This window comes from Niveibacterium microcysteis (genome assembly GCF_017161445.1).
GTDB lineage: Bacteria > Pseudomonadota > Gammaproteobacteria > Burkholderiales > Rhodocyclaceae > Niveibacterium > Niveibacterium microcysteis.
Window position 1 is genome coordinate 205,975 of record NZ_CP071060.1, and the last position, 21,671, is coordinate 227,645.

Below are 21,671 nucleotides of genomic sequence, written 5' to 3' on the forward strand. Positions count from 1 at the left end.
AGGGAGAGAACGGCAGTGCAGGCCAAGGTGTATTGGGTGACGCCCGACGGCGTCGAACATCCGGATGCGATCAGGGCGGATCTGCTGCGGCTGGCGGGGCATGAGGTCAAGTGCATCGCGCCGGGCTTGCAGACACAGCACCCGGATGCGGTGTATGTGATCCGCGCCGACCTGATGGACGGCGTCGAGGGTCTCAAGCGCACGCTGCATGCGGGTAGCCGGCCGGCGCTGATCGTCATGCGCGATGCGGCCCATGCTGCGCTGGTGCAACGTTTTCTCGACGAGCGGGGCGATTCCGGCAGCCTGCACGACGTGATGGCCGCCAGCGCGGCGCCGGTCGAACTTGCGTGGCGTGTGAAGCGTCTGCTGCGGCTGGAGCGGCGCGAATCCGAACAATTGGCGCAGGTGTACTACGACCGCCTCACCGCGCTGCTCAACCGCCGTACCTGGCAGGAACGCGCGGAGAAGCTGGCACGGAACCAGGTCGATGGCGAGGGCGCGATCGGCGTGCTGCTGCTCGATGTCGATCACCTCAAGCAGGTCAATGACAGCTATGGCCATGAGGCCGGCGACGAGATCCTGGTCTTCCTCGCGGATTGCCTGCGCGAGTGGTTTGCGCCGGACGACCTGATCGCGCGCTTTGGCGGCGGCGAGTTTGTCGTGATGCTCAAGCGGCAGGACGAAAAGGCGGTCACCCGCGATGCGCGCCGCTTCATCGAACACTTCTGCACGATCCGCTTCCCGATCCTGACCGGCGGCCCGCAGGATGCGCACGCGTCGCGCCTGCGCCATCGCGAGTTCTGGCGTGCCGCGGTGCCGACGGCGCCGGCGCAGCGCGATGTGACGCCGCTGTCGATCAGCGGCGGGCTGGCGCTGGCGCACGCATCGCTCGGGCTGGAGGATCTGCTCGAAGCCGCGGATCAGGCGCTCTACCGCGCCAAGGGCGACGGCCGCGGTCGGCTGGTGGTGGCCGACGAGCTGGCCGAAAGCCTTGCGCGCGAGGGCAAGGATCTGCGCATCGACCACTTCGAGAACGTCACCCGCGTGGTCACCGAGCGGGTGACCAGCCTGATCACGCTGATGGGGCGCAGGCTGATGAGCGAAGCCACGCGCGACGCCTATCACGACGCGCTGACCGGCCTGCACAACCGCCGCTACCTCGACGAGCATGTCGAGCGCGAACTCGAAGCCGCGCGGCGCAATCATCGTGCCTTGTCGCTGGTGTTCCTCGACCTGGACCACTTCCACGACATCAACATGACCTACGGCTGGCCGACTGGCGATGCCGTGCTGCGCGCCTTTGCCGGCATCCTCGAACGCAGCGTGCGTACGATCGACTGGTCGGCGCGCTACGGTGGCGAGGAGTTCTGCCTGGTGCTGCCCGACACCGAGTTGCAGGAGGCGGTCGAAGTCGCGGAGCGCATCCGCCAGCACACCGAACAACTCGAGATCGTCGCCAGCGATGGCCGGCTGGTGCGCGTCACGACCAGCGTCGGGGTGGTGCAGCGCGGCTCGGAAACCACCGCCGTGCGCCTCTTCGATCGCGTCAGCGCGCTCGCGCGGGCGGCAAAGCAGCGCCGCAACTGCGTGGTCGCTGCGCCGGAAGAGGCTTAGCGTCGCCGCACAAAGCTGCCGGGGCTTTGATTGCGGGCTGCGTTAGCATGCGCATCGTGACACCGTGAGCGGTGCCGCGTCCCCCCACAATCCCGGAGTGTCCGTTTGAGCCTGCACAGGAATCTGCGCGCCCTGCTGCTGTGCTGCGCGTTGGCCTCGCCAGCGTGCGCGGCGGACCGAATCGTGTTCGCCGTCACCGCCGAAAACCACCTTCCGATTGCCGAGATCCAGGGCGATACGCTCAAGAGCGGCTTGCTCAAGGACATCGGCGATGCGCTCGCGGCGCGCATCGGGCGTACGCCCGAGTATCGGGTGCTGCCGAGCAAGCGGCTCGACGCCGCGCTGACGACCGGTGAGGTCGATGTAGCCTGCAACCAGACGCCGGCGTGGCGCAGCGCGGTGCTGATCTGGACGGTGCCGCTGTTTCAGGACCGTGGCTGGCTGGTGGTGCGCAACAGCCAGCCGCCGGTGCGGCGGATGGAGGAGCTCGCCGGCAGGCGTGTCGGCATGGTGCAGGGCTATGTCTACGTGGACCCGCCGCCCGCGGTGCAGGCGCGGCTGGAGCGTGACGATGCGCCCTCGATGCGTGCCAACATCGAGAAGTTTCTCCGTGGTTACAACGACTACGCACTGGTGAAGAACTGAGCTTTCGTTACTACCTGAAACAGAGCGGCAGCAGCGTCGCGATCCATCCACCGCTGATGCAACCGGTGTTCGAACCGGCCTGCGGCATCTCGCCCCGCTCGCGCATCAACGCCGCAAAGATCCAGCGTGCGGCGGCGGATCTGGTGCGCGAACACGCCATCGCACGCCTGCTGGACCGGTATCGCTGAAGCCCGCAAGGCACGCTGCGGCGAAAGGTGAATTGTTCGCTTGGCAGCCTGTCCGCCCGCCGCTATACCAACAGGTGGCGAAATCCTTTCTGGGGGCGAAGCGGTGAGCTATCAGGTGATCGGCCGAAACAAAGACGCAGCATTCACGCTGAAGATCCATCGCGGCGAAGGCATGGCCCTGCTTGCGATGAACTGGCGAAATGGTCCGCCACCTGCCGACTTCGTCGGCTTCGCGGTGGAGTACCGGGAGCCGGGCAGGGATCGCTACTTTGCGCTGCATAACCGCATTGGATTCCCGCGACCGGATGGCAAGGTCAGGGCCAGCAGCCTGAGCAGCCGGCTGTCGCCGCTGCAGATGTTCCGCTGGGTGCATGTGCCGCGCAACGCCGATCTGCCGGGCGCGTTCGCCTACCGGGTCACGCCGGTTTTCATGAACGCGCAGGACGAGCTCAGCTACGGCATTCCGCAGGAGGCCGAGATTGCGCTCCGCCGCGAAACCTACCCTGGCCAGCTCAATGTCGCCTTCACCCGCGGTTTCGTGTCCTCGCAGGCGTTTGTCGATCGTTACTGCAAGGGCGCGGAGGGCCTCGATACGCTGATCCCGCCATCGAGCGAGGGCGGGCTGGGCTTCGTGCCGTCGCATCCGAAAGCGGCGGAGGCGCTCGCGTGGATGGGCTTCGAAGCGCGCAGCACGGTCATCGAACTGCTCGACGAAGCGTTGCGTGACCCGACGGCCAAGGTGTGTGTCGTCGCCTACGACATCTGCGAGCCGGAAATCGTGCGAAGGCTTGAAGCGCTTGGCCCGCGCCTGCGCATCGTGATCGACGACAGTGCTTCGCATGCGAAAGCGGAGTCCGCCGAATCGCAGGTTGCTGCACGCTTGCGCCTTTCTGCCGGCGCGGCCAACGTGAAGCGGCACCACCTTGGCGGGCTGCAACACAACAAGACGATCGTGGTCGATGGCGAACAGGTGAAGGCGGCCGTGTGTGGCTCGACCAACTTCAGCTGGCGCGGGTTGTACGTGCAATCCAACAACGCGATCCTGGTGCGCGGCGCCGCGGCAATCACGCCCTTCCAAGCCGCGTTCGAGGCCTACTGGGCGAGCGACAAGGCGGCGGATTTTGCCGCGATGCCGCCTGCGGGCTGGCAGAGCCTGGGGCTCGACGGTGTTGATGCACGTGTCACCTTCTCGCCGCACGCGACCAGTGCGGGCTGCCTCGACGCAATCGCGGCCGATATCGCGAAGGCCCGTTCCTGCCTGTTCTACTCACTCGCCTTCCTGTACCAGACGCCAGGCCCGATTCAGGACGCGATCACGCAGCTCACCGGCCGGCCCGACCGTTTTGTGTATGGGATCTCGGATCGCGCGGTGAAGGGGCGTCTTGCGGGCATCGACCTGCAACGCCCGGGCGGCAACATCGCGCCGGTGCACGCGGCAGCGCTGAGTGGCAAGGTGCCGGAGCCGTTCAAATCGGAACCGACGGGGCTTGCCGGCAACTGGGGCACGCGCATGCATCACAAGTTCGTCGTGATCGATTTCGACAAGCCCTCGGCGCGCGTCTACATGGGCTCGTACAACTTCTCGGTCGCTGCCGACAGCGCCAACGGCGAGAACCTGCTGTGCATCCGCGATCGGCGCATCGCAACGAGCTACATGATCGAAGCGTTGCGCATCTTCGATCACTACCACTTCCGCGTGGTCGAGCAGCGCGCCCGGGCCGCACGGCGTGCGCTGCAACTCACCAAACCGCCGCGCGCCCCCGGTGAGGAAGCGTGGTGGGCGCGGTACTACAGCGATCCGCTCAAGCGCCGCGATCGCGAGCTGTTTGCGTAGGCCCGCGGCAGAACAAAAAAGGCCACCGCGAACGGTGGCCAAAGGGCGAATGACGGGCCGCCGGGCGGCGGCCGCATCATGGATCAGTAGTCGGCGTCGGCCATGTCAGCCGGCGAGCGGGCCGGCTTCTCGTCAGCCGGCGCTTCGGCGACCGTCGCGTCGGTGGTGAGGATCAGGCCGGCGACCGAGGCGGCGTTCTGCAGCGCAGTGCGCGTGACCTTGGTCGGGTCGATCACGCCCATCTCCACCAGATCGCCGTAGGCGCCGGTTGCCGCGTTGTAGCCGTAGTTGCCCTTGCCTTCGAGCACCTTCGCGACCACCACCGAGGGCTCGTCGCCGGCATTCGCGGCGATGGCGCGCAGCGGCTCTTCCAGGGCCCGCATCACGATGCGGATGCCGGCTTCCTGGTCGGCGTTGTCGCCCTTGAGCGATTCGATGCGGCTGCGCGCACGCAGCAGCGCCACGCCGCCACCCGGCACGATGCCTTCCTCGACCGCCGCACGGGTCGCGTGCAGCGCGTCGTCGACGCGGTCCTTCTTCTCCTTCATCTCGACTTCGGTCGCGGCACCCACCTTGATCACCGCGACACCGCCGGCGAGCTTGGCGACACGCTCCTGCAGTTTCTCGCGGTCGTAGTCGCTGGTGGTGGTCTCGATCTGGGCGCGGATCGTCTTCACCCGCGCTTCGATCTTCGCCTGGTCGCCGGCGCCGTCGATGATCAGCGTGGCTTCCTTCTGCACCTCGACACGCTTGGCGCGGCCCAGCTCGGCCAGCGTCGCCTTCTCCAGCTGCAGGCCGGTCTCTTCCGAGATCACCGTCGCGCCGGTGAGGATCGCGATGTCTTCGAGCATCGCCTTGCGACGGTCGCCAAAGCCCGGCGCCTTCACCGCGGCCACCTTCAGCACGCCGCGCATGCTGTTGACCACCAGGGTCGCGAGTGCCTCGCCTTCCAGATCCTCGGCGATGATCAGCAGCGGCTTGCCGGCCTTGGCGACGGCTTCGAGCACCGGCAGCAGGTCGCGGATATTGGAGATCTTCTTGTCGTGCAGCAGGATCAGCGGATCTTCGAGCACCGCGGTCTGCTTGTCCGGGTTGTTGATGAAGTAGGGCGAGATGTAGCCGCGGTCGAACTGCATGCCCTCGACCACGTCGAGTTCGTTCTCAAGGCTCTTGCCGTCCTCGACGGTGATCACGCCTTCCTTGCCGACCTTGTCCATCGCGTCGGCGATGATCTTGCCGATCGACTCATCCGCGTTGGCCGAGATGGTGCCGACCTGGGCGGTCTCCTTGCTCGTGGTGATCGGCTTCGAAAGCGTTTGCAGCTCGGCGACCACGGCGCTCACCGCCTTGTCGATGCCGCGCTTGAGATCCATCGGGTTCATGCCCGAGGTCACGTACTTCATGCCTTCCTTGACGATCGCCTGCGCCAGCACGGTGGCGGTGGTGGTGCCGTCGCCGGCGATGTCACCGGTCTTCGAGGCCACTTCCTTCACCATCTGCGCGCCCATGTTCTCGAACCGGTCTTTCAGTTCGATCTCCTTGGCGACCGACACACCGTCCTTGGTGATCACCGGTGCGCCGAAGCTGCGTGCGAGCACGACGTTGCGACCCTTCGGGCCGAGGGTGACCTTCACCGCGTCGGCCAGCGTGTTCACGCCCTTCAGAATGCGGGCACGGGCGTTCTCATGGAACTTGACGTCCTTGGCTGCCATGTCTGACTCCTGATTGTCTTGAACGGGGGATGGCTCAGGCGGCCTTCTTCAGGTCGGCCGCGGCTTCGATGATGGCGAGCACCTCGTCCTCGCGGACGACCAGGTACTCCTCGCCATCGAGCTTCACGGTCTGGCCGGCGTAGGTGCTGAACAGCACGCGGTCGCCGGCTTTCACCGCTGGCACGCGCAGGTTGCCGTTGTCCAGCGTCTTGCCGGGGCCGACGGCGATGACTTCGCCCTGCACCGGTTTCTCGGAGGCGGTATCGGGGATGACGATGCCGGATGCCGTCGTGCGCGAAGCTTCGATCCGCTTGACGATAATCCGGTCATTAAGGGGACGGAGTTTCATGTCCTTTCTCCTTTTACGATTCAGATCACCAGGAAGGGATACGGGTGCGCCCGCCGCGTTCGAACGCGGCGACCAACCCGGCCGGGTGTGCCGGCAAAAGCCGATGTAGGAGCGAAATTCCGGCTTTCAAGAGGGTAGCGCAACATCGCGCGCAGCCCTTGCGCGACAGGGCCTTCAGCGCAAGATCAGGCGTGCCGTGCGGCCCAGGCGATAGCTCATGTGGCGGTTGCCGTCGCCGCGCGGGGGCTGGGGCGTTACCGGGCAGGGCGGCTCGCGGCGGCCATCGGCGCGCAGCGTGTCGTCGCCGTCCGCACTCGGCCAGATGCCGCCCGATACCGGTCGGAACTGCCACTGCACATAGCCCACGTCACCGGCCCGATGCATCAGCGCTTCACGATCGGGGGCGGATTCCACTGGCAGATCGTCGTCGCGTTCGGCCCACAACACCGGGTCGGCAAACGCGCGTCGGCAGGCCAGCGCCTCGGCGCCGGGCGCGCCCACGGTGTTGCAGGCGCGGTGCTCGTCGCGGTCGAGCGACCAGGCGCCCAATTGCCACGCGGCATCGAGCACTTCGTGTTCAAGCTCGGCGAGTGCGCGCCAGCGTGGATTGAGTTGCAGCAGTGACAGCGGCACCGCACGCAGCGGCGCGTCGCGCTGCCCGGCATCGCGCCGGAAGGCATGCCAGTGCAGGCCGAGCAGGACGGGGGTGTTGGCGTGGGGCAGTGCGGTTAGGCTCACCGCGAAGAGCGGCATGCGCAGCGGTTGCGCCTGCCCGAGGATGCTATCGAGGATCGACACAAGACCTCCCTGATTGCAGAAGTCAGGCCGATAACGCTAGCAAAACCGGCCCGCGCCGTGAAGCGGGGCGGGCCGGGTGCCGGATCAGTCGATACGGACCTCGACGCGGCGCGGCTGCGCATGCGCCTTCTTCGGAATCCGCAGCCGCAGCACGCCGTGGCGCAGCTCCGCCTCAACCCGCTCGGCATCGAGTTCGCGCGACAGCGTGAAGGCGCGGCGGAAGCGCGGCGCCTCGACTTCCGCATGGATCGACGTGATGCCCTGCGGTGCCGGCAGCGCGATCGCGCCTTCCAGCGTCAGCAGGTCGCCATCGACCTGGATGTTGAGGTGCTCCTTCGGCACGCCGGGGAGGTCGGCGATCAGCAGGATGCCCTGCGGGTCTTCGATCACGTCGACAGCCGGGATCAGCACATCGTCTTCACGTGCGGCGCTGTTGGGGGTGGCCTGGGTCATGGCGGGGCTCCTCACAGGATTTCGATCTTGCGCGGTTGTTCGGCAACGCGGCGCGGCACGCTGACATGCAGCAGCCCGTCGCGGTAACGGGCGCTCACGGCGCCGGCGTCGATGTCGTCCGGCAGCGTGACCACGCGGCGGAAGCGGCCGCTGAAGCGCTCGCCGATGTGCACCGTGGCCTTCTGATCCGCTGACGGCAGATCGGACTTGCGTTCGCCCGACAGCGTCAGCACGCCGCGTTCGATCTGCACATCCAGCGTGGCGGGGTCGATGCCCGGCGCGAATGCGTACAGCTCAACGGCGGTGGCGGTGCTGCCGATGTTGATCGGCGGAAAGCTGCCCTGCGTGGCACCGCGGATGCTCGACGAACGCTCGGTGGGCTGGAGTTCGCGCTGCAGCCGGTCCAGCTGGGCAAGCACTTCGCGGGGGATGAAACTCCGGTAGATCATGGATGTCTCCTTGTCGTCCTCACGGCGCGCCGGCATGGCGGCCCATGGACCAAAAATGGGGGTTGGGCCGCTACGATTCAAGCACTTGAAGTTCGCACGGTGCGCCGCCACATCACACGCGATCAGGCGCGCGCAGGGGCGCAGCCCGAACGGGAGAACGCACATGGCAGGGCAGCGAAACCAGGGATTGCAGCGTTGGGGCTGGCTGCTTGCAGGCGCCGTGCTCGCTTCGGCAGCGACGATGGTCGCGCCCGATCTGCTGGCGCGCGTGGCCGGCAACGCGGCCACGCCACGAGCCGTCACCCCCCGCGGCGAACTGCAGCCGGACGAAAAGGCCACGATCGCCCTGTTCGAGCGCAGCCGCGACGCGGTGGTGTTCATCACCACGCGCGAACGGGTACGCGACCTGTGGACCCGCAACGTGATGACCGTGCCGAAGGGCAGTGGCTCGGGCTTCCTGTGGGACGAATCCGGTTACGTCGTTACCAACTACCACGTCATCGAGGGCGCGAGCGAAGCGACGGTGCGGCTGGCCGACGGCACGGACTACCGCTCCACGCTGGTCGGCGCCAGCCCCGAGCACGACATCGCGGTGCTGCGCATCAAGCTCGGTGACAAGCGGCTCGCGCCGATTCCGCTCGGCAGCAGTGGCGACTTGCGCGTCGGGCAGAAGGTGTTCGCGATCGGCAACCCATTCGGCCTGGACTGGACGCTCACCAGCGGCATCGTCTCGGCGCTGGATCGTTCCTTGGGTGAAGACGATGGGCGCGCGATCCACCATCTGATCCAGACCGATGCCGCGATCAACCCCGGCAACTCCGGTGGCCCGCTGCTCGATTCGGCCGGCCGGCTGATCGGCATCAACACGATGATCTACAGCCCCAGCGGGGCGAGCGCCGGCATCGGTTTCGCGGTGCCCGCCGATACCGTCAACCGCGTGGTGCCGGAGCTGATCCGCAGCGGCCGTTACGAGCGCCCCAACCTCGGCCTGGAGCTGGATGAGCGCATCAACGCGCGGCTCGCCCGCATGTTCGACATGCGCGGCGTGTTCGTCGTCAAGGTCGAACGCGGCTCCGCCGCCGAGGTGGCCGGCCTGCGTGGCGTGGGCTTCACCGCGAACGGTTCGGTGATCATCGGCGACGTGATCACCGCGGTGGATGGCAAGCCGATCGAATCGGTCGACAAGCTGCTTGCCCTGCTCGACGACCGCCGCGGCGCGGCGCAGGTGCAGCTCACCGTGACACGGCAGGGTAAATCGGTCGTGGTGCCGGTGCGCACTCCGCGCTGAGCCGCATACGGCGCCGTGATGCGCTTGTTGCTCAGGCATGTATCGCCGCGGAAAGCCGCATCACGGCTCGGTGACACACAAGTCCACACAGCCGACCTTCCTATTCGCGCCGCGATTTCTTACGCTCAATACGTGACATGAGCTGCCAGCATTGCTTGGCGGCGTCGCACACACATCAGTGAGGGCAAACCCGTCGAAAGGCGGGGACGCAAAGCCTCCGGCCTACGGCGCACAAGCGCTACGGTAGCGGGGTTGCCAACGCCCGCCGGTGATCACCGGCGACACTGCGCAAAGCGCGCATCGGCGTTGTCGCCAATCGGCCCTCCGTGACTTGAACCTGGAGTGGCCATGAAGAGAAATTCCCGACTTAAGGCGTCGCAACGCGGCATGCTGCTGGCGGCATTCGCATCGCTGCTGCTTGCCGCATGCGGCGGCGCTGGCGACGGCGCAAACAGCGCGCCGGCAGCCCAGCCGGTCGTGCTGACCGAAACGACGATCGAGGTGCCCGCCGAAACGGTGCCGGCGACCGCCGCGGACCAGCTAGCGCAGCCGGCGTTTCACGTCGCCCCGGTGCTGCTCGACGAGCCGGACGACCGTGATGCGATCGACAACAGCGCATCGGCGCTGATCCGCCCCCGTGCCCAGTACGTGCCTGCGACGCAGGCAGCCATGAGCAGCCGCCGCCTCACGGTGGAATCCCTGCTCACCGCGCGCCGGATGCAGGCGCGCAGCGTGCAGCCGCTCAATGCCGATGGGTCGGTCACGCCGATGGCATCGAGCACCGCGGTGTCCACCTACACGCCGGCACAGATCCGCGCCGCCTATGGTTTGCCCGCGCTGCCCGCTTCGGGCACCGCACTGACCTCCGCGCAGGCCGCCCAGTTGGGTGCCGGCCAGACGATCTACATCGTCGATGCGTATCACGATCCGAATGTCGCCGCGGAGCTCAATGCGTTCAACCAGAAGTTCGGCCTGCCGAGCTGCACCAGCCGTACGCTCACGACAAGCACCGCACTGCCCTTGCCCGCCCCGGCCGCCACCGACGGCTGCGCGCTGGTGGTGGCCTACAGCAACGCCAGCGGCGCGCTGACAAATGCCGCGCCGGCCTTCGATTCCGGCTGGGCAACCGAGATCACGCTGGATGTTCAATGGGCGCACGCTACGGCGCCCTTGGCGCGCATCGTGCTGATCGAAGCGCCCGACCCGTCGCTCAACAGCCTGGTCGGCGCGGTTCGCCTTGCCAACACGATGGGCCCCGGCGTGGTGTCGATGAGCTTCGGTGCCACCGAGGGCAACTGGACGAGTTCGGTCGACTCGGCATTCACCGGCACCGGCATGACCTACCTCGCCGCCACCGGCGATTCCGGCGCCGCGGTGTCGTGGCCAGCGGTTTCGACCAACGTGGTGGCCGTCGGCGGCACCTCGCTCACCTACACCGGTTCGGGCACGCGAACCGAGATCGCCTGGTCCGGCACCGGCGGTGGTGTCAGCGCCTATGTGCCGACGCCGTCCTACCAGGCGAGCGCTGTGCCGGGGGTTGGCAGCCTGCCGCGCCGCGGGGTTGCCGACGTGGCCTTCAATGCTGATCCTTCGACGGGCCAGTTCGTGGCGGTGATTCCGCCGGGTAGCTCGACGGTCAACTGGATCAGCGCGGGCGGCACCAGCCTGTCGACACCGCAGTGGGCCGGCGTGCTGGCGGTGGCCAATGCCATGCGGCTGCAAAATGGCAAGACCCTGGTCGGCGCGCCGCATGTGTCGCTGTACGGGCAGATCGGCGCAATTCCCGGGACCTATGCATCGGTGTTCGCCGATGTTGCTCAAGGCTCGCACGGAACCTGCGCAAGCTGCTTCGCGCGGACCGGGTATGACCAGCTCACCGGCTTGGGTACGCCGAATGTATCGAGCCTGCTGAGCACGCTCGCGGGCAGCAGCGCGGTCGCGAAGGCGCCTGTGGTGTCGCCGGCGTCGATCAGCGGCAAGGTCGGTACGCCTCTCAGTTTCAGCGTTACGGTGAGCGCGACCAATCCGGTGACGTACACGCTCAGCGGCGCGCCGGCTGGCATGACGATCAGCACTGCGGGTGTGGTGAGCTGGGCGACGCCGGTGCTCGGCAGCTATGCGGTGACGGTGATCGCCAAGGACAGCAAGACAGCGCTCAGCGGCCAAGGCGTTTACACCGTCAAGATCGAGGCGCCGCTACCGCCGGCGGTGACCGCCGCGACCGTCAACGGCATGGCGGGTACGCCGCTCTCGTACAGCGTTGCTGTAACGGCCAGCAACCCGGTGACCTACGCGCTTACAGGCGCCCCGGCCGGAATGGCGATCAGCAGCACAGGTGTCGTCACCTGGGCGAGCCCGGCGTTGGGCACTTACACGGTGACGGTGACCGCGAAAGACAGCAAGACCGGCCTGACCGGCCAAGGCGTGCTGAGTGTGAAGATCGCGGCACAGCCGGCGCCGGCCGTGCCATCGGGCGCCATCAGCGGCAAGGTCGGCACGCCGCTGTCGTTCAGCGCGGCCGCGGTTGCCAGCAACCCGGTTGTCTACGCGCTGTCCGGTGCACCGGCCGGCATGGCGATCAGCGCGAGCGGCGTGGTGAGCTGGGCCAGTCCGCTTGCGGGCACCTACACCGTCACCGTGACCGCGAAGGACAGCAAGACTGGTCTGAGTGGCAAGGGGGTCTTCATGGTCACGATTGCCAGCGCACCGGCGGGCCCGACGATTACCGCCCCGGCCCTGACCGGGGTGGCCGGCAAGCCATTGAGCGGCACCATCGGCATCTCGAATGTGTCTGGCGGTGCCATGTCGGTGACCATCACCGGTGTGCCGCTGGGGGTGGCATTCTCGCTCAGCGGTCAGTCGATCGTGCTGAACTGGGCCGCGCCCGTGACGGGCAGCTACCTGCTGAACATCACAGTCAGGGACGCCGCGGGCCGCACCTCGCAGGCGAGCATGCCGATCACGATCAACGCGAAGTAGCCGCAGCGGCGGCCGCGCTGGCAAAGCGCTGGCCGCCGTCCGCGAATTGGCGCGCGCGCAACACGCGCCCTCGTGGCGGGCGCACTTCGGTCAGAATGACGCCTCAGCCCTAATTCCCGACGCCATGCACCTGCGTTTCCCGAATCGTCTTCAGGCAAGCCCCGCGACTGCGGCGGCGTGCGTGTGCGCGCTCGGGCTGAAATCCAAAAAACGACTTCTCCGCTGACGGGGATGTCGCGTCCCGTCGGGCGGAATGCCGGACGGGGTCGCTCACGCATTGCATCTGTATCTTCTGCCCCGCTCCGGAACCCCTCCGGCGGAACGGCTCTTCAATCCGTTCTGAATGAGGCAATTCATGCAATCACGTTTCGAAGGTATCTGGGTCCCCATCATCACGCCGTTCAGCGGCGAGTCCGTCGACCATGCGGCGCTCGCGCGTCTGGCGCGGCACCTGGCCGCACAAGGCATCGCCGGCTTGGTCGCGGGAGCGACGACGGGTGAGGGCGCGCTGCTCGGCCTTGACGAGCAGGCCGCGGTGTTCGCGACGCTGCGTGGCGCAGCGCCATCGTTGCCGATCGTACTCGGCGTGTCGCAGGCCGCCACGCAGGCAGCCGTCGCCCAGGCGCGCCATCTCGCTGCGCTGCGGCCCGAGGGTTTGTTGGCCACACCGCCAACCTATGTGCGCCCGACACAGGACGGCGTGCAGCGGCATTTCGAAGCGATCGTCGAAGCGGCGGATCTGCCGGTGCTGGTCTACAACATCCCCTATCGCACGGCGGTGAATGTGGAGCTGGAGACCTTGCAGGCGCTTGCGCGCGATCCGCGCGTCGTCGGTATCAAGGAATGCGGCGGCAGCGTCGAGCGCCTGTTGCGGCTGGTGCACGAGACACCGCTGCGGGTTCTTTCCGGCGACGACTCGCAGAACTTCGCCGCACTGTGTGCCGGCGCGCACGGCACCATCGCGGCGTCGGCGCATATCGAGGCGGCGCTGCATGTGCGCATGCATGCACGCTTGCGTGACGGCCTGCTCGTCGAAGCACGGCGCATTGCAGTGGCGCTGCTGCCGCTGACCCGCGCGCTCTTCGCCGAACCCAACCCCGCGCCCTTGAAGGCCTTGCTGGCCGAGCTCGGGTGGTGCGAGGCCGATGTCAGGCTGCCTTTCGTGCCGGCGACCGAGGCGCTGCGCGGGCGGCTGCGGGAAGAGCACGCAACGCTTCAGCGCTGTGTTGCCAGCCTTGGCGGCTGAAGCAAATCGGCATCGTGCTGCGCGGCTGGCGGGGCACGATGTCGCAACTGCGCTTCAGTCGCCGAGCGCCTGCTTGAAGTCGCCCAGGATGTCCTGCTGGTCTTCGATGCCGACCGATACGCGGATCAGCGATTCGGCGATGCCCATCTCGGCGCGCTTCTCGGCACCCATCTCCCAGAAGATCGTGTGGGCGACCGGGATGATCAGCGTGCGGGTGTCACCAAGGCCGGTGGCGATGATCGGTAGGGTCAGGCGGTCGATGAAGGGCAGGCAGTCGGCGTCGTCCTTCAACTCGAAGGCGAGCAGCCAGCTATTGCCGCAGAACAGTTCCTGCGCGCGAGCATGCTGCGCATGTGACGCGAGACCGGGGTAATACACGCGACGCACGGCGGGGTGGGCTTCCAGCATTTCGGCCAGGGCTTGTGCATTGGCGCTGGTCGCATTCATGCGCAGGCCGAGCGTTTCGGCGCCCACAGCCAAGTGATGCGAGGCCTCGGACGACAGCGCCGCGCCCTGGTCGCGCAGCCCCTTCTTCTTGATCTGCCCAAGCCCCCAGGTGGCCGGGTTGCCCTTGCGGTAACCCTCGAAGATGTTCGGATAGTTCGACCAGTCGAACAGCCCGGTGTCGGTGACTGCGCCGCCCAGCGCGTTGCCGTGGCCGCCGATCGACTTGGTCAGCGAATTGATGATCAGCGACGCGCCCACCGCCTTGGGCTTGAACAGCCAGGGCGAGGTGACGGTGTTGTCGACCACGTAGATCAGGCCATGTGCCTTGCACACCGCACCGATGCCGGCGAGGTCGGCGACCTGGGTGCGCGGGTTGGCAATCGTCTCGACGAAGACCATGCGGGTCTGCGGGGTTACAGCGGTTGCCACCTCGGCTGCGTCAGTCGCGTCGACCATGCTTACGCGGATGCCGAGGCCCTGCAGGGTGCCGAGCACGCTGTTGGTGTTGCCGAACACGAACTTGCTGGCGATCAGGTGATCGCCCGCCTTCAGCAGTGTGGTGAACACCGCAACGATGGCGGCCATGCCGGTGGCAAAGCAGATCGTGCCGCGGCCGTCTTCCATGCGATTGACGCAGGCTTCCAGCGCGGCCACCGTGGGCGTGCCCTGGCGTGCGTAATTGAAGCCGGCAATCTCGCCCTTGAAGACGCCGATCAGTTCGGCCGCGTTGGCGTAGCCGTACTGCACCGAGGTGTGCATCGGCTTGTGGATGCCACCGTGTTCGACACCGCCGAGACGGTCTCCGTGAACGGTACGGGTGGTGAAGCCCCAGCGGGCGGGGTCGGGTTTGCTCATGATCGTCGGGGGTCTGGATGCGGGCGGAAGCGGGATTTTACGCTGTCGGCACGAAGCCTTCGGCGATCCATGTGTGGACTTGTTGCCAGACGCGGGCCTCATGCAGCATCGCCATGTGGCCGAGGCCACCGAGCTGAGCGCGGGCGATGTTTGCGCGAGGCCGCTCAGCCAGCGCGCTGTCCGGGGTCACGAGTCCGTCGCCAACCAGCTTGCCGAGCGCGCTGTCGCTGTCTTCGGCAATCGTTGCACCAAGGAAGCGCAGCTCGACCTCGGGCGGGTCCTGGCCCGCATCGGCGCCGATGCCGTCGTGCAGGTCGCGGATGCCGGCACTGCGGCGGCGCGCGATGGCGCCGATCGGGGCGGTCACGTCGAAGCTATCCAGCAAGCGGTTGGTGACCATGCCCAGCCGTTCGAGCGGCGAGCCGAGTTGCGGTGAGCCCAGGCAGATCAGCATGCGGGTACGCGCCAGCCACGGGCTGCCGGCGCCCTGCCACAGCGCGCAACGCGCAATCAGGCCGCCCATGCTGTGGCCGATCAGCAGGATCTCTTGCAGGCTGGGCTGCGCCGCGCACAGCGTTTGGAGCAGTTCGGCGAAGGCGCTGGCGTTGTCTGCAATCGGCAGGCCGCTGTTGTAGCGCAGGTAGAGCACGGTATAGCCGAAATCCGCATGGACCTGTGCGCCGTAATCCGGCTCGCCACTGTCGGCATCCGGCACCCAGCAATGCTCGTCGCACGCGAGCCCGTGCAGGAAGATGCAGACCCGACGCTGCGGGATATGCAGGTGATCGAGCACCGCAGCGCTGTGTCGGCCACGTTCGAATAGTTGCATTGGCGTCGCCAGCGCTTCGCCGTGTGCAGCGAGATGGTCGCCGAAGACGCCGTTGATCGCGGCGCGTAGCCCGCTCTCGCGCGGCCCGGGCGGCGCGTCGCTGGCGAGCGCGCGCTCCGCCTCGCCGGCGAGGCTGAAGAGGCCGCGGTTGCCCAGCCGCACCGCGGCGTGAACCCCCGCGCTCACCGCATCGTGGATGCTCTCGATCAACGCGGCGGGTTGCGCCACCACCGGAACCTGCTTGAGGGCGCCGAAGGTTTTCCCGGCAATCGCGCGGTGCATGGCTTCGACCTGATGGCTGACCTCATGCAAGCCGCGTTGCAGCGCGGGCGCATAGCTCGGCTTGGGCTTGGGTTTGTCGTGCTTGCTCATGGCGTACCCCTGACGCATCGGCGAAGCCTGATTGTGCGCCTGCAATGCCTGCCCCGACCGCTCAAGTCGGGCGAAAAGGCGCCAGCCCTAGAAACTGCTGGTCTTCAGCCTGTTCTGCGGTGCGCGGGTGCCAATCCGCTTTTGAGCCAGCGCAAATGCCAACGAACTTGGCCAAAAGGCACCCTTAATGTTTCGGAAACGCGGCCGTTGGATGCACGTGGCATGTGGATGCGACGAGCGCTTCGTTCCTGTCCGACATGTACACACCAGCACCGATTCCTCGGGCGCGCAGTAGTTCAAGGCCTCCCGATCGATCGCTTGCGCAAGCGGACTCGTTCCGCGCTTCGAGGCAGGGAAACATGACTCAGAAGACGACCGCCGTTGTCATCGAGGGCGAAATGACCATCGTCAACGCCGGTCTGACCCGCGAACAGTTGCTTGAGGCGTTGAATTCGGGACGCCAGGTTGAAGTCGACCTCTCGCGCGTCAACGAACTCGACAGTGCGGGGCTGCAGTTGATGATCGCGGCCCGGCGCGAAGCGACGGCGCGTGAGGTTCCGCTGCACTTCGTTGGCCATAGCGGTGCGGTGCTCGAGGTGCTTCACCTGTGCAACCTCTCTGATCAATTCGACGCCGTGGCAGTAACGGCGGCGCAGTAACGAGCGGGACGCCTGACATGAATCTGGATGACGCTCTCCAAATCTTCATCATCGAAGCGCGGGAACTGCTGGAGGAGATGGAAGAGGCCTTGCTCCGGGTGGAGCAGGCGCCGGACGACGCCGAAACCATCAATGCGATCTTTCGCGCGGCGCATACCATCAAGGGCTCCGCCGGGCTGTTCGGCCTCGACCACATCGTCGCGTTCACGCACATCGCAGAAAGCGTGTTGGTCCGGGTGCGCAATGGCGAGTTGAAGATCGACTCGCCGCTGGTTGCCACCTTCCTGGCTGTTCGCGATCACATCGGGTCGCTGATCAACCTGGTGGCGCAGGGCGGCGAACCGGACGAAAACACCCGGCACACTGCGGAGCTGCTCACCGAGCGACTGCGGGCCTATGTTGGAACGTCGCTGCCGGCAACGATTCAAGCCGCGGCACCGTCGCCTGCGGTGCGGACCGCCGAAACGCCGCAGGAAGGCGGCGTCGGGACGGATCACTGGCACCTCTCGCTGCGCTTCAATGCCACGGTGCTGCAAAGCGGGCTCGACCCGCTGGCGATGATCCGCTACCTCACGAGCTTTGGGGAAATCGCACACATCATCACGCTGGCCGATCTCGTACCGCCGCTATCGGCGCTCGATCCGGAGGCCAGCTATCTCGGCTACGAGATCCGTTTCAGGACGGATGCCGACAAGGCGAAGATCGAATCGGCGTTCGAGTTCGTACGCGACGAGGCGCAGATTTCGATCCTGCCACCGCATAGCAAGGTTGCCGATTACCTGCGGTTGATCGAAGAGATGCCGGACGAGGATCTCAAGCTCGGCGAGATCCTTGTGAAGTGTGGAACCCTGACCGAATCGGAGCTGGCCGCCGCCCTCAATCGGCAGGCGGGGAACGATACTGCCCAGGCGCCGCGAATCGGCGAGGTGCTGGTGGACCAGAAGGTCGTCCAGCCGAAGGTGGTGGAGGCGGCGCTCGACAAGCAGAAGCAGGCCAAGGAACGCTCCGGCGGCGAGGCCGGCCTGATCCGGGTGAACGCCGACAAACTCGACGAGCACATCAACCTGATCGGCGAGTTGATCATTGCGAGCGCCGGCGCCAGCCTGCTGGCACAGCAACACGGGCTGCCGAATCTGCTCGAAGCGGCCGCACGGTTATCGCGTCTGGTCGAAGAGGTGCGCGACTCGGCGCTCACCCTGCGCATGGTGCAGATCGGTGCCACCTTCAATCGTTTCAATCGCGTCGTGCGCGATGTGAGCGCGGATCTCGGCAAAGACATCAGGCTGGAGATCAGCGGTGCCGAAACCGAACTCGACAAGACCGTGGTGGAAAAGATCGGCGATCCGCTCACGCATCTGGTACGCAACTCGATGGACCACGGCATCGAGCACGCCGAGCTTCGAATTGCGCGCGGAAAGCCGGCCTACGGCACGCTGCGGCTCAACGCCTACCACGATTCCGGCAGCATCGTGATCGAAGTGTCGGACGACGGTGGCGGCCTGAATCGGGAGCGGATACTTGCCAAGGCGCGCGAACGCGGCCTGGTCAAGAGCGACCAGCACCTGTCGGATCAGGACATCTACAGTCTGATTTTCGAGCCCGGCTTCTCGACCGCCGATCAGGTCAGCAACCTGTCCGGGCGCGGTGTCGGCATGGATGTCGTACGCAAGAACATCAACGCCTTGCGCGGCGCGGTCGAGATCGAAAGCAGCGAAGGCCAGGGCACCACGACGCGGATCCGCCTGCCGCTGACGCTGGCGATCATCGATGGCTTCCTGGTCGGGGTCGGTCGCTCCACCTATGTGGTGCCGCTCGACATGGTCGTCGAGTGTGTCGAGCTGACCGCCGACGAATCACAGGCCGCGCACGGAAGCGACTACCTCAACCTGCGCGGCGAGGTGCTGCCTTTCATCCGCCTCAGACAGCTATTCAATGTCAAGGACAGCGAGGCCGAGATGCTTGAGGCCGACGACGATGCCGACGAACTGGAGGCGTCCGACAGCCCGGTTTCGTCAGGCACTGCGCTGCTGACGCGCGAAGGCGCCGCCGCGCTGGCGAGCGACCCGGAACTGGCCTTCCTGCTGCATCCGGTGAAGCGCGAGAACGTGGTGGTCGTGCAGTACGCCGGCCACCGGGCGGGCCTGGTTGTAGACCGCCTGATGGGTGAATTCCAGACCGTGATCCGTCCGCTTGGCGCCGTGTTCGGCGGCCTCGACGGCATCAGTGGTTTCACGATCCTCGGTGACGGCAACGTCGCGATGATTCTCGATGTGCCGGGCTTGGTCAGACGACTCGCCCGCCATGAACCGAACCGAAAGTTGCAAATCACTGCCGCCGCTGCGGCGTCCGAATGAACAAGTCAGCCCGCTGAATGACCGAAGGAGCAAAGCATGCTTAACAACCTGAAAATCGGAGCCCGGCTCGGGTTCGGGTTTGTTTCTGTCCTCGTTCTTCTGATCGTGGTTTCCGTGCTCTCGGTCAGCCGAATCAACGTGCTGAGCGCCGAAGTCAGCAACATGGCCAACGACAAGTTCAAGAAGACCGTGCTCGTCAATGACGTGATGGATGCGGTCAACGTCATCGCGCGTGCGATGCGCAACGCGCTGCTGTTGCCGCCGGCCGCAGCCACCAAGGAACTCGACCGGCTCGAAGAGGCACGCAAGACCATCAGCGATGCGCTTGGCAAGCTCGAACAGCTGATCCAGTCGGAAGAAGGCAAGCGCCTGCTGGCAAACGTCGTCGATGCGCGCAAGGAGTATCTGGTGACGCAAGGCGCATTCGTCGATCTGGTGAAGGCCGGAAAGCGTGACGAGGCGATCGCCTATATGTTGGGCGATGTCCGCAAGGCTCAGGCGACCTACCTCGATACGCTGCACAAGCTGAACGACTTCCAGACCAAGCTGATGGAAGACGCGGGCAAGCAGGCCGAGCAGACCGCGGCCGAATCCAACCGTATCGTGATTGGCTTGGCGGTTGCGGCGGCGTTGCTAGCGAGCGTATTCGGCTTCTTCATCACCCGCAGCATCACCCGCCCGGTTTCCGCTGCGCTGGATGCGGCCAGCAAGATTGCGGAAGGCGATCTGAACGTGAAGATCGATGCGTCCGGCAAGGACGAAGTGGCGATGCTGCTCGCGGCGCTGGACAAAGCCGTCGCGGCCCTGAAGAACATGAGCGCCGAGGCAGGCCGGCTGTCGCAAGCCGCGGTCGCGGGGCAGTTGTCGACCCGCGCCGATGCCTCGCAGTACAAGGGCGAGTATCGGGCCATCGTTCAAGGCGTGAACGACACGCTCGACGCGGTGATCGGTCCGCTCAATGTAACGGCCGACTATGTCGACAAGATCTCGAAGGGCGTCATCCCGCCCACCATCACCGACCACTACAACGGTGAATTCGACGTCATCAAGACCAACCTCAACGCTGCAGTGAAGATGATGAACGACCTGCTGGCGCAGACGGACATCATCATCAAGGCGGCCGCAGCGGGCGAACTCGACAAACGTGCCAATGCCGATCTGTTCGTAGGTGGCTGGAATCAGCTGGTGAAGGGCGTCAACGAAACCGTATCGAACATCGTCAATCCGGTTGCCGAGGGCAACCGGGTACTGCGGCGCATCGCTGGGGGTGATCTGTCGGAGTCGGTGACGATTACCTGCTACGGCGACCACCAGCGCATGAAGGATGCCGTCAATGCGGTGCATGCATGGCTGACCGAACTGGTGGCCTATGTAACGAAGATCGCCAACGGCGACATGAGCGCCACGATGGGCAAGGCATCGGAGCGCGACCAGATCCACCAGTGGCTGATGATGATGAAGAACAACATCAACGCGCTGATCAAGGACGCGGTCACGGTGTCCAACGCGGCCGCGGAAGGCCGGCTCGATGTGCGCGCCGATGCCAGCCAGCATCAGGGCGGCTATCGCGAAATCATCGAAGGCCTGAATTCGACGATGGATGGCGTGGTCGGCCCGGTCAACGAGGTCAAGCAAGTCATGGCGGCGGTGTCGACGGGTGACCTGACGATGAGCATCACCACGGAATATCGCGGCCAGATCAAGGAACTCAGCGATGCAGTGAATGCCACCGTGACGCGGCTTTCCGAAACCATTGCGGCGGTCAACAACACCTCCGAGGCGCTGGTGTCGGCCACCGAGCAGGTCACCGAGACTGCGCAGGCACTGTCGCAAGCGTCGTCCGAACAGGCTGCGAGTGTCGAGCAGACCTCAGCGTCGGTTGAAGAGATGTCGGCCTCGATCAAGCAGAACACCGAGAGCGCAAAGGTTGCCGACACGATGACCGGTGACGGCAGCAAGAAGGCGGCTGAAGGCGGGCAGGCCGTAACCGAGACGGTTGCTGCGATGAAGCAGATCGCCAAGAAGATCGGCATCATCGACGACATTGCCTACCAGACCAATCTGCTCGCACTCAACGCAGCCATCGAAGCCGCCCGCGCCGGCGAACACGGAAAAGGGTTCGCAGTGGTCGCTGCCGAGGTGCGCAAGCTGGCGGAACGCAGTCAGGTGGCGGCGCAGGAGATCGGGCAACTGGCCGGCAATAGCGTGGGCTTGGCAGAGCGGGCCGGCAAGCTGCTCGACGAGATCGTCCCTGCGACGCGCAAGACTGCCGATCTGGTGCAGGAAATCACCGCTTCGTCCCGCGAGCAGAGCGTCGGCGTTGAGCAGATCAATTCGGCGATGGATCAGCTCAATACGATCACCCAGCAGAACGCGGCAGCGTCCGAAGAGCTGGCCGCAACCGCGGGCGAAATGAGCACGCAGGCGAATGAGCTTCAGCAGCTGATGTCCTTCTTCGCGATTGGCGCGCGCGACGATGGCGCACGCCAGGGGGCTGCGAAATCGCGGAGTGCGCGGTCACCATCTGCCCGATCGGCGCAAAGCGCGGCAACGGTAGTGCGGCGATGAGCGACACCGGCTTTTCGCGGTTCTAGGGGGCG

General features: G+C 66.0%; 17 protein-coding genes and 1 riboswitch. Of the genes, 10 read left to right on the forward strand and 7 right to left on the reverse strand.

Annotation, left to right across the window (positions count from 1 at the left end; all coding sequences use genetic code 11):
- Window positions 1–15 precede the first annotated feature (15 nt).
- The 4 genes from JY500_RS00945 (at window position 16) to JY500_RS00955 (ending at window position 4,281) form a co-directional block, all read left to right on the forward strand.
- Window positions 16–1,614, forward strand: coding sequence for a GGDEF domain-containing protein (locus tag JY500_RS00945; RefSeq protein WP_206254752.1), 1,599 nt, complete (start codon window positions 16–18; stop codon window positions 1,612–1,614).
- A gap of 105 nt (window positions 1,615–1,719) precedes the next feature.
- Entirely contained in the window at window positions 1,720–2,259 is a 540-nt protein-coding gene (locus JY500_RS00950) for a substrate-binding periplasmic protein (RefSeq protein WP_206254753.1), read from the forward strand.
- A gap of 56 nt (window positions 2,260–2,315) precedes the next feature.
- Complete coding sequence (locus JY500_RS22270) at window positions 2,316–2,447, forward strand: hypothetical protein (RefSeq protein ID WP_281391244.1); 132 nt, start codon at window positions 2,316–2,318, stop codon at window positions 2,445–2,447.
- Window positions 2,448–2,487: 40 nt separating this feature from the next.
- Window positions 2,488–4,281 (forward strand): phospholipase D-like domain-containing protein, encoded by a 1,794-nt coding sequence (locus JY500_RS00955; protein WP_206254754.1) that lies wholly within the window; start codon window positions 2,488–2,490, stop codon window positions 4,279–4,281.
- Window positions 4,282–4,364: 83 nt separating this feature from the next.
- Here JY500_RS00955 and groL read toward each other — a convergent pair whose 3' ends face one another.
- From groL to JY500_RS00980, 5 genes are all read right to left on the reverse strand, one after another.
- Window positions 4,365–5,993, reverse strand: a complete 1,629-nt coding sequence (gene groL, locus JY500_RS00960; protein WP_172201732.1) for a chaperonin GroEL — start codon at window positions 5,991–5,993, stop codon at window positions 4,365–4,367.
- A 34-nt stretch (window positions 5,994–6,027) separates the two neighbouring features.
- Window positions 6,028–6,342, reverse strand: coding sequence for a co-chaperone GroES (gene groES, locus JY500_RS00965; RefSeq protein ID WP_172201730.1), 315 nt, complete (start codon window positions 6,340–6,342; stop codon window positions 6,028–6,030).
- A 174-nt stretch (window positions 6,343–6,516) separates the two neighbouring features.
- Window positions 6,517–7,140, reverse strand: coding sequence for a hypothetical protein (locus tag JY500_RS00970; protein WP_206254755.1), 624 nt, complete (start codon window positions 7,138–7,140; stop codon window positions 6,517–6,519).
- 84 nt (window positions 7,141–7,224) lie between these two features.
- Window positions 7,225–7,593: an Hsp20/alpha crystallin family protein gene (locus tag JY500_RS00975; protein WP_206254756.1), complete on the reverse strand. Its 369-nt coding sequence runs from the start codon at window positions 7,591–7,593 to the stop codon at window positions 7,225–7,227.
- Between the two features lie 11 nt (window positions 7,594–7,604).
- Window positions 7,605–8,042 (reverse strand): Hsp20/alpha crystallin family protein, encoded by a 438-nt coding sequence (locus JY500_RS00980; RefSeq protein WP_206254757.1) that lies wholly within the window; start codon window positions 8,040–8,042, stop codon window positions 7,605–7,607.
- A 163-nt stretch (window positions 8,043–8,205) separates the two neighbouring features.
- Between JY500_RS00980 and JY500_RS00985 the strand changes: the two genes are divergently transcribed.
- The 3 genes from JY500_RS00985 to dapA all read left to right on the forward strand — a co-directional run bounded on the left by JY500_RS00985 (window position 8,206) and on the right by dapA (window position 13,555).
- The gene (locus JY500_RS00985; protein WP_172201726.1) at window positions 8,206–9,330 is read left to right on the forward strand and encodes a S1C family serine protease; all 1,125 of its coding nucleotides are present in this window, start codon (window positions 8,206–8,208) and stop codon (window positions 9,328–9,330) included.
- Window positions 9,331–9,503: 173 nt separating this feature from the next.
- Window positions 9,504–9,590: riboswitch (cyclic di-GMP riboswitch) on the forward strand.
- Between the two features lie 88 nt (window positions 9,591–9,678).
- Window positions 9,679–12,309, forward strand: coding sequence for a S53 family peptidase (locus JY500_RS00990; RefSeq protein WP_206254758.1), 2,631 nt, complete (start codon window positions 9,679–9,681; stop codon window positions 12,307–12,309).
- Window positions 12,310–12,664: 355 nt separating this feature from the next.
- Window positions 12,665–13,555 carry a 4-hydroxy-tetrahydrodipicolinate synthase gene (gene dapA, locus JY500_RS00995; protein WP_206254759.1) on the forward strand — a complete coding sequence of 297 codons (891 nt, stop codon included), beginning with the start codon at window positions 12,665–12,667 and terminating at the stop codon, window positions 13,553–13,555.
- Between the two features lie 54 nt (window positions 13,556–13,609).
- Here the strand turns inward: dapA and JY500_RS01000 are convergent, their stop codons facing one another.
- Both JY500_RS01000 and JY500_RS01005 read right to left on the reverse strand, forming a co-directional pair.
- Window positions 13,610–14,857, reverse strand: a complete 1,248-nt coding sequence (locus tag JY500_RS01000) for a cystathionine gamma-synthase family protein (RefSeq protein WP_206254760.1) — start codon at window positions 14,855–14,857, stop codon at window positions 13,610–13,612.
- A 37-nt stretch (window positions 14,858–14,894) separates the two neighbouring features.
- A complete protein-coding gene (locus JY500_RS01005) occupies window positions 14,895–16,058 on the reverse strand; it encodes an esterase/lipase family protein (protein WP_206254761.1) in 1,164 nt (387 codons plus the stop codon).
- 359 nt (window positions 16,059–16,417) lie between these two features.
- Here JY500_RS01005 and JY500_RS01010 point away from each other — a divergent pair, with 359 nt between their 5' ends.
- From JY500_RS01010 to JY500_RS01020, 3 genes are read left to right on the forward strand one after another with little or no spacing between them, the layout of a single operon-like run.
- The gene (locus JY500_RS01010) at window positions 16,418–16,717 is read left to right on the forward strand and encodes an STAS domain-containing protein (protein WP_206254762.1); all 300 of its coding nucleotides are present in this window, start codon (window positions 16,418–16,420) and stop codon (window positions 16,715–16,717) included.
- Window positions 16,718–16,734: 17 nt separating this feature from the next.
- Window positions 16,735–19,071 carry a chemotaxis protein CheA gene (locus tag JY500_RS01015; RefSeq protein WP_206254763.1) on the forward strand — a complete coding sequence of 779 codons (2,337 nt, stop codon included), beginning with the start codon at window positions 16,735–16,737 and terminating at the stop codon, window positions 19,069–19,071.
- 36 nt (window positions 19,072–19,107) lie between these two features.
- Window positions 19,108–21,639 (forward strand): methyl-accepting chemotaxis protein, encoded by a 2,532-nt coding sequence (locus JY500_RS01020; protein ID WP_206254764.1) that lies wholly within the window; start codon window positions 19,108–19,110, stop codon window positions 21,637–21,639.
- Window positions 21,640–21,671: the final 32 nt, after the last annotated feature.

Bases quoted from the DNA above. Each gene is read 5' to 3' on its own strand.
- JY500_RS22270 (WP_281391244.1), top strand. From the start codon at position 2,316: ATGCAACCGGTGTTCGAACCGGCCTGCGGCATCTCGCCCCGCTCGCGC.
- JY500_RS01015 (WP_206254763.1), top strand. From the start codon at position 16,735: ATGAATCTGGATGACGCTCTCCAAATCTTCATCATCGAAGCGCGGGAA.
- JY500_RS01000 (WP_206254760.1), bottom strand. From the start codon at position 14,857: ATGAGCAAACCCGACCCCGCCCGCTGGGGCTTCACCACCCGTACCGTT.
- JY500_RS00980 (WP_206254757.1), bottom strand. From the start codon at position 8,042: ATGATCTACCGGAGTTTCATCCCCCGCGAAGTGCTTGCCCAGCTGGAC.
- JY500_RS00975 (WP_206254756.1), bottom strand. From the start codon at position 7,593: ATGACCCAGGCCACCCCCAACAGCGCCGCACGTGAAGACGATGTGCTG.
- JY500_RS00990 (WP_206254758.1), top strand. From the start codon at position 9,679: ATGAAGAGAAATTCCCGACTTAAGGCGTCGCAACGCGGCATGCTGCTG.
- dapA (WP_206254759.1), top strand. From the start codon at position 12,665: ATGCAATCACGTTTCGAAGGTATCTGGGTCCCCATCATCACGCCGTTC.
- JY500_RS01010 (WP_206254762.1), top strand. From the start codon at position 16,418: ATGACTCAGAAGACGACCGCCGTTGTCATCGAGGGCGAAATGACCATC.
- groES (WP_172201730.1), bottom strand. From the start codon at position 6,342: ATGAAACTCCGTCCCCTTAATGACCGGATTATCGTCAAGCGGATCGAA.
- JY500_RS01005 (WP_206254761.1), bottom strand. From the start codon at position 16,058: ATGAGCAAGCACGACAAACCCAAGCCCAAGCCGAGCTATGCGCCCGCG.
- groL (WP_172201732.1), bottom strand. From the start codon at position 5,993: ATGGCAGCCAAGGACGTCAAGTTCCATGAGAACGCCCGTGCCCGCATT.
- JY500_RS00985 (WP_172201726.1), top strand. From the start codon at position 8,206: ATGGCAGGGCAGCGAAACCAGGGATTGCAGCGTTGGGGCTGGCTGCTT.
- JY500_RS01020 (WP_206254764.1), top strand. From the start codon at position 19,108: ATGCTTAACAACCTGAAAATCGGAGCCCGGCTCGGGTTCGGGTTTGTT.